The following is a 7,279-nucleotide window of genomic DNA, read 5'->3' on the forward strand; positions in this document are numbered from 1 at the left end:
TGACCGTATATAAATAAAGCCTCACTAAAGTGAGGCTTTTCATTAGTAGAAAAACTTAACTTTATTTCTTATTTTCGCAAAATACTGTCAAACAAAAAACACCCAATGAATAGTCTTAAATTTTTAACTTTAGTTACTTTATTTTTATCATTCAATATTCATGCACAATCAACCACAGATGATGATAAACTTTCATTAAATAGTGGAACAATAGATAATCAATTTGAGTACGTGATAAGAAAATCTAACAATTATCAAGATTATAAAGTTGTAAAAAAAACGTGGCTATATACCTTAAAAGCTCACACTATAGATTCACTAAACGCTATACATAAAAATCTTGCAGATACACAAGCTATAGTAACAAATCAAACCAATGAGATTGCTAGTTTAAAAACAAACTTAAACGATACAAAAGCAACATTAGAAAAAACAAATAATGAAAAAAACAATATGTCATTATTTGGTTTACAAATGAGCAAAGCTAGTTACAACGCATTAATGTGGTCTATCATTGGAGGCTTATTTGTTTTACTATTATTCTTTATCTACAAATTCAAAAACAGTAATGCTGTAACAAAGCAAGCAAAAAAATCTCTAGAAGAGACTGAAGAAGAATTTGAAGAACACAGAAAAATAGCCCTAGAACGCGAACAAAAAGTAAGGCGTCAACTACAAGACGAAATAAATAAGCAAAAAAATAACTAGCCTATAAAACTGTAAATAAATCATATTTTATTTTCACCATATTCTTTGCATCTTTGCATTTCTTAAGACATTGCAATGCGTATTGATATAATAACAGTTTTACCAGAACTCCTACAAAGCCCTTTTGAGGCTTCAATTTTAAAAAGAGCTATTGATGCTAATTTAGTAGAAGTTCATTTTCATAATTTAAGAGATTATACCACAGATAACTATAAATCTGTAGATGACTACCAGTTTGGAGGTGGTGCTGGTATGGTTATGATGATAGAACCAATTGATAAATGCATATCTAAACTTCAATCTGAACGCACCTATGACGAAGTCATTTATATGACTCCAGATGGTGAAACCTTAAACCAAGGTATTGCAAATCAAATCTCTTTAAAAGAAAATATCATTATACTTTGCGGTCACTACAAAGGCGTTGACCAACGTGTAAGAGATTTGTTTGTCACTCGAGAAATATCCATAGGAGATTATGTGTTATCTGGTGGAGAATTAGGCGCCGCTGTACTTTGTGATGCTGTAATAAGACTTATTCCTGGTGTTTTAGGTAACGAAACATCTGCCCTAACAGATTCTTTTCAAGACAATTTATTAGCTCCTCCAATTTATACTAGGCCACGAGAATACAAAGGCTTGAAAGTTCCAGAAATACTATTCAGTGGAAATTTTCCTGAAATTGAAAAGTGGCGAGAAGAACAAGCATACAATAGAACTAAAGAGAGACGCCCTGATTTACTGGATGAATAGATAAGAATTAAAAAATCACATTAAAAATTGTTGGTTATTAATTATTAACTATCTTTGCAGCCAATTTCGGGTTAACCTCTGGCGAGAATCGTGAATGTTGTTTCGAACTAACTATAATCATTTTAAAGATATGGAATCTTTAGTAAAATTTGTACAAGACGAATTTGTAACAAGAAAAGACTTACCAAAATTTAGTGCTGGTGACACTATTACTGTATACTACGAAATTAAAGAAGGTAGTAAAACACGTACACAGTTTTTTAGAGGTGTAGTAATTCAAAAAAGAGGTACTGGTACTTCTGAAACTTTCACTATTAGAAAAATGTCTGGATCAATTGGTGTTGAGCGTATTTTCCCGATCAACATGCCAGCTTTACAAAAAGTAGAAATCAACAAAAGAGGTAAAGTACGTAGAGCTCGTATTTATTACTTCAGAGGTCTTACTGGTAAGAAAGCTAGAATTAAAGAAAGTATGAAACGTTAATAAACGTTTAATAACATTGAAAAGCCTTGCATTTGCAGGGCTTTTTTATTAACAAAAGTTAATAACTATAGTTTATAAATGGTTGAAAACTAAAATGTTAAAAACAACAAAATAACTCAAACAATTTTGTAATTTAGTAAAACAGTTTAACACAACATCCATGTTGGTTTCAACAATGAATTTGAATATTGTGTTAAGTTGTATAAAGAAACGTTCTTTAATATTGGTTGTTTTTTAAAGATTCCTGAAAAATATGTATCTCCAAGATACAGACATAAAAATCTTAATCTTAAAAAGATAATACGCATTAAATTTTTAAGAAGAATACCTTTAATAAGTAGAAATACTTAATAAGCAACGCTTTAAAAACACTAGTCATAAAATGGTTAAGTTTAAAGTAATAGTATTCTAAAAAACAATCATCAAGTGCATTTTATCAACAAGTCAATACATTTTGAAAGTTGTAAACAAAATGTACCTTTTGAAATAGTTGTATTTGAATTGAAAAGATAATATTAAGGTGATGAATCTTAAATTATAAAATTTAACAGTATAGTTAATAGATCAAAAAAGCTATTTCAAAGAAAGCCATATCAAAAATAGATTAAATTCTATTGTGATATGGCTTTTGTTTTTAATAAACTTTATGTTTGTAAAACATAACTTATATTATATAAATGAACCTTCCTCTTGTTTTAGATAAAACTTTTACAAAAAAAGATTTTACAAGTTTAGCTCTAGAAAAAGCTGAATATGATAATTGCATCTTTATAGACTGTAATTTTTCTGACAGTTACCTATCCTACATTTCATTTTTAGAATGTGAATTCATTAATTGCAATTTAAGTTCTGTAAAAATAAAAGACACCACTTTTAAAGGTGTAATATTTAAAAATTGTAAGATGCTAGGAGTTCCTTTTAATGAATGTAATCAGTTTTTAATTGAGTTCTCTTTTATAAACTCAAACATGAGCTTATCATCATTTTATAATAGTAAAATAAAAAACATACAGTTTGTAGATTGTAATTTAGAAAATGTAGATTTTTCTGATGCTAATCTAGAAAACTCAAAATTCAAAAACTGTGATTTAAACAAAAGTATTTTTAGCAACACGCACCTAAAAAATGCCGATTTTAGGTCTTCATATAATTACAGAATCAATCCAAGTAAAAACATCTTAAATCAAACAAAATTTTCAAAAAATGAGGTGTTAGGTTTATTAAAAGATTTCAATATTATTATTGATTAAAATCGCCCTTAAAAACCTTAAACACTGAACATCAACACGTTTCAAAACCACTTGAATTTTGTATATTTGCAAGACTTTCAAAAAAAGTAATTTAACAAAACTAAATATTAAACAACTATGGCAAATACTCCAACTATTATCTATACAAAAACAGATGAAGCTCCAGCTTTAGCAACTTATTCTTTTTTACCTATTGTTAAAGCTTTTACTAAATCTTCAGGAGTACAAGTTGAAACAAAAGATATCTCATTAGCTGGAAGAATTTTAGCAACATTCCCTGATTTTTTAAATGCTGATCAAAAAGTTGAAGATGCATTAGCTCAATTAGGAGAACTTGTAAAAAAACCAGAAGCTAATATTATAAAACTTCCTAATATTAGTGCTTCAATACCACAGTTAAAAGCTGCTATTAAAGAATTACAAGCACAAGGATACAACGTGCCTGATTACCCAGAAGACACTAACACTGACGAGGCAAAAGATATTAAAAGTCGATATGACAAAATAAAAGGTAGTGCTGTAAACCCTGTACTACGTGAAGGAAACTCTGATAGACGTGCACCAAAGGCTGTAAAAAATTATGCAAAAAAACACCCACATTCAATGGGCGCTTGGTCATCAGATTCTAAAACACATGTTGCAACAATGGAAGCAGGTGATTTTGCTCATAATGAGAAGTCACTAACCATGGAACAAGCTGATACAGTTAGTATTCAATTTATAGACGAAACTGGATCTAAAACAGTACTAAAAGATAGTTTAAACCTTTTACAAGGAGAAATTATCGATGCTACTGTAATGAGCAAAAAAGCTTTATTAGCATTTTTAGATGAACAAGTAAAAGACGCTAAAAATCAAGGTATTTTATTCTCATTACACATGAAAGCTACCATGATGAAGGTTAGTGATCCTATTATTTTTGGACATGCTGTAAAAGTATTCTTTAAAGACCTTTTTGAAAAACATGGAGAAACTTTTAAAGAAATAGGCGTTGACGTTAACAATGGTTTTGGTAACTTAATATCAAATCTTAACGAACTTCCAGAAGCTAAACGTAAAGAGATTGAAGCTGATATTGAAACAGCTTTTAACAATGGTCCTGATTTAGCAATGGTAAACTCTGACAAAGGAATTACCAACTTACATGTACCAAGTGACGTAATTATTGATGCATCAATGCCAGCTATGATTCGTACATCTGGCCAAATGTGGAATAAAGAAGGAAAACAACAAGATACAAAAGCTGTTATACCAGATAGCAGCTATGCTGGTGTTTATACAGCAACTATTGATTTTTGTAAGCAGAACGGTGCTTTTGACCCAACTACAATGGGAACAGTTCCTAACGTAGGTCTTATGGCTCAAAAAGCAGAAGAATATGGATCTCATGACAAAACATTTGAAATTCCTGGTAACGGAAAAGTTCAAGTAATTGACTCAAAAGGAAATGTTCTTATTGAGCACAATGTTGAAACTGGTGATATCTGGAGAATGTGTCAAGTAAAAGATGCTCCTATTCAAAACTGGGTTGAACTTGCTGTAACAAGAGCAAAAGCATCTAACACACCTGCTGTTTTTTGGTTAGATAAAAACAGAGCTCATGATGCAGAATTAATAAAAAAGGTAAATAAATATTTACCAAATCATGACACAACAGGATTAGACATAAGAATTCTTTCTCCTATTGAGGCTACTCATTTCACGCTAGCAAGAATAAAAAAAGGTAATGATACAATATCTGTTACTGGAAATGTATTACGTGATTACTTAACTGACCTATTCCCTATTTTAGAATTAGGAACAAGTGCAAAAATGTTATCAATAGTACCATTAATGAATGGTGGTGGTTTATTTGAAACTGGTGCTGGTGGATCAGCTCCAAAACACGTACAACAATTTGAAGAAGAAAATCACTTACGTTGGGATTCTTTAGGTGAATTTTTAGCATTGGCGGTATCATTAGAACATTTTTCAAATGCTAATAGTAATACAAAAGCAAAAGTATTAGCCGACACACTAGATGATGCTACTGATAAGTTCCTAGACAATGGTAAATCTCCTTCTCGTAAGGTAAACGAATTAGATAATCGTGGTAGTCATTTCTATTTAGCTATGTATTGGGCTGAAGCTTTAGCAAATCAAGACGTAGATTCTGAATTAAAAGAGCAATTTTCTACAGTAGCTAATCAGCTAAAAGAAAATGAAACTCAAATAGTAAATGAACTAAATAGCGCACAAGGAAAATCTATGAATATTGGTGGTTATTATGAACCAAATGAATCGTTGGCAAGTCAAGCAATGAGACCAAGCGATACTTTAAACAATATTATAAATTCTCTTTAATTAATAACTTATAAAAGCTCCTTTAAAAAGGAGCTTTTTTTATACTTGGGCATTTCCTTTTTATGACATACTCATAAAAAGGCACGTGCTGTACACTATATCTTTTGTTAAACAAAAGGATGCCGTTTCCATCACTAACGCTTTACAAAATTCCGTACTTTTGTTTTTATATGAGCTTTACAAAAACAACCGAACAAGATTCAAATTACAATCATCTTGAAAAGATGACCATTACAGAAGTATTAACTAATATTAATACTGAAGACAAAACAGTTCCTTTAGCTGTGGAAAAAGCTTTACCTCAAATTGAGGTTTTAGTTGAACAAATTGTCAAAAAATTACAATTGGGCGGTCGTCTATTTTATATTGGCGCAGGGACAAGCGGTAGATTAGGTATTTTAGACGCATCTGAATGTCCACCTACTTTTGGTGTTTCTCACAATTTAGTTATTGGATTAATTGCAGGTGGCGATAAAGCAATTAGAAAAGCAGTAGAGTTTGCAGAAGATTCAACAACCCAAGCATGGGATGATTTATGTGATTATAATATTTCAGATAAAGATGTTGTAATAGGCATTGCTGCTTCAGGAACAACTCCGTATGTAATTGCCGGTCTAAAAAAGTGTAATCAAGAAAATATTATTACAGGATGCATTACTTGTAATCATAATAGCCCTTTATCAAAAACTGCTCAATATCCAGTAGAAGCAATTGTAGGTCCTGAATTTGTTACAGGAAGCTCTAGAATGAAAGCTGGTACAGCTCAAAAACTGATTCTTAATATGATTTCTACTGCAACTATGGTTCAACTGGGGAAAGTTAAAGGAAATAAAATGGTAGATATGCAGTTAAGCAATGATAAATTGGTTGATAGAGGAATTAGAATGTTGTCATCAGAGCTTAAAATTAATGAACAAGAAGCGAAATTATTATTAGATAAATACAAAAATGTTCGTTTAGCAATCCAAAATTATAAAAATGGAAACCAAAAGAACCAATAAAACAATTTTAGTCAAAGGAATAAGAACAATGGGCATATCATTATTATGCATGTTTCTAGGTCCTACTTTACTATATATTGCCTTTAGTAATCAAGAAAAACCACTTTACATTCCTATTTTAATTGTAGCCATTCTAATCTGTATTCTAGCTGTTTTTCTTGTTTTTAAAGGACTTAAAACTATTATGGATAGCATGTTCTACAAAAAAAATTAATTTTCAGTTTTAAAAATAGGTTTGTTTTTTGGCGTTGTTGGATTATACCCAAATGTATTATCTTCTATTTTTATACCCAATGTATTTAGTATATAAGCTATTATAGCATAATGATGAATAGTATGACTATTTGCTTGTGATAACAAAGCCTCAAAAGTGTAATTCATTTTTATTTTACCCTTTCCCAAATCATCAATAACAAAAACTTCTTTTTTCATTATACTCTCATCCAATGCAGATAATCTTTTAACAACATAATCCAAATAATCACAAGCTTTACTAATATCATATTCAGCGTTAGAATTTCTAGATTTAATAGTAAGGTCAACGATATATTTTTGATCAAAAGCTAAAATAGCGTTGTAAAAGTCAAAGATGTGTCTGAAGTGTTTACCTAAATTAGAATAAAAAGGCGGTATGGTATCGTCACAAAAGTCACTTTTATCTACGACATTCAATATGGTATTCGATTTTAAAAGTGTATTTATACAAGCCTCTATTACTACATGCATATATCTATAGATTC

General features: G+C 30.3%; 8 protein-coding genes. 7 read left to right on the forward strand and 1 reads right to left on the reverse strand.

Annotated features, from left to right (window positions below; translation table 11 throughout):
- Positions 1-105 precede the first annotated feature (105 nt).
- The 7 genes from ACN5J3_RS11985 (at position 106) to ACN5J3_RS12015 (ending at position 6,753) form a co-directional block, all read left to right on the forward strand.
- Positions 106-708, forward strand: coding sequence for a tRNA (guanine-N1)-methyltransferase (locus tag ACN5J3_RS11985; protein ID WP_344730944.1), 603 nt, complete (start codon positions 106-108; stop codon positions 706-708).
- Positions 709-783: 75 nt separating this feature from the next.
- Positions 784-1,461, forward strand: a complete 678-nt coding sequence (gene trmD / locus ACN5J3_RS11990; protein WP_418510189.1) for a tRNA (guanosine(37)-N1)-methyltransferase TrmD — start codon at positions 784-786, stop codon at positions 1,459-1,461.
- 130 nt (positions 1,462-1,591) lie between these two features.
- A complete protein-coding gene (rplS, locus tag ACN5J3_RS11995) occupies positions 1,592-1,945 on the forward strand; it encodes a 50S ribosomal protein L19 (protein WP_344730942.1) in 354 nt (117 codons plus the stop codon).
- 677 nt (positions 1,946-2,622) lie between these two features.
- Entirely contained in the window at positions 2,623-3,195 is a 573-nt protein-coding gene (locus ACN5J3_RS12000; protein ID WP_418510190.1) for a pentapeptide repeat-containing protein, read from the forward strand.
- 117 nt (positions 3,196-3,312) lie between these two features.
- Entirely contained in the window at positions 3,313-5,538 is a 2,226-nt protein-coding gene (locus ACN5J3_RS12005; RefSeq protein WP_418511891.1) for an NADP-dependent isocitrate dehydrogenase, read from the forward strand.
- A 170-nt stretch (positions 5,539-5,708) separates the two neighbouring features.
- Positions 5,709-6,539, forward strand: a complete 831-nt coding sequence (gene murQ, locus ACN5J3_RS12010; protein ID WP_418511892.1) for an N-acetylmuramic acid 6-phosphate etherase — start codon at positions 5,709-5,711, stop codon at positions 6,537-6,539.
- On the forward strand, positions 6,517-6,753 hold the full coding sequence (locus tag ACN5J3_RS12015; protein ID WP_418511893.1) for a DUF6095 family protein: 237 nt from the start codon (positions 6,517-6,519) through the stop codon (positions 6,751-6,753). The genes murQ and ACN5J3_RS12015 overlap by 23 nt, the downstream gene beginning before the upstream one ends.
- On the opposite strand, the gene ACN5J3_RS12020 is transcribed toward ACN5J3_RS12015, so the two are convergent.
- Positions 6,750-7,279: hypothetical protein (locus ACN5J3_RS12020; protein WP_418511894.1), on the reverse strand; the 530-nt coding region annotated here is incomplete at its 5' end. The genes ACN5J3_RS12015 and ACN5J3_RS12020 overlap by 4 nt on opposite strands.

Source organism: Corallibacter sp. (genome assembly GCF_048381695.1).
GTDB lineage: Bacteria > Bacteroidota > Bacteroidia > Flavobacteriales > Flavobacteriaceae > Corallibacter > Corallibacter vietnamensis.

Bases quoted from the DNA above. Each gene is read 5' to 3' on its own strand.
- rplS (WP_344730942.1), top strand. From the start codon at position 1,592: ATGGAATCTTTAGTAAAATTTGTACAAGACGAATTTGTAACAAGAAAA.
- ACN5J3_RS12000 (WP_418510190.1), top strand. From the start codon at position 2,623: ATGAACCTTCCTCTTGTTTTAGATAAAACTTTTACAAAAAAAGATTTT.
- ACN5J3_RS12015 (WP_418511893.1), top strand. From the start codon at position 6,517: ATGGAAACCAAAAGAACCAATAAAACAATTTTAGTCAAAGGAATAAGA.
- ACN5J3_RS12005 (WP_418511891.1), top strand. From the start codon at position 3,313: ATGGCAAATACTCCAACTATTATCTATACAAAAACAGATGAAGCTCCA.
- murQ (WP_418511892.1), top strand. From the start codon at position 5,709: ATGAGCTTTACAAAAACAACCGAACAAGATTCAAATTACAATCATCTT.
- trmD (WP_418510189.1), top strand. From the start codon at position 784: ATGCGTATTGATATAATAACAGTTTTACCAGAACTCCTACAAAGCCCT.
- ACN5J3_RS11985 (WP_344730944.1), top strand. From the start codon at position 106: ATGAATAGTCTTAAATTTTTAACTTTAGTTACTTTATTTTTATCATTC.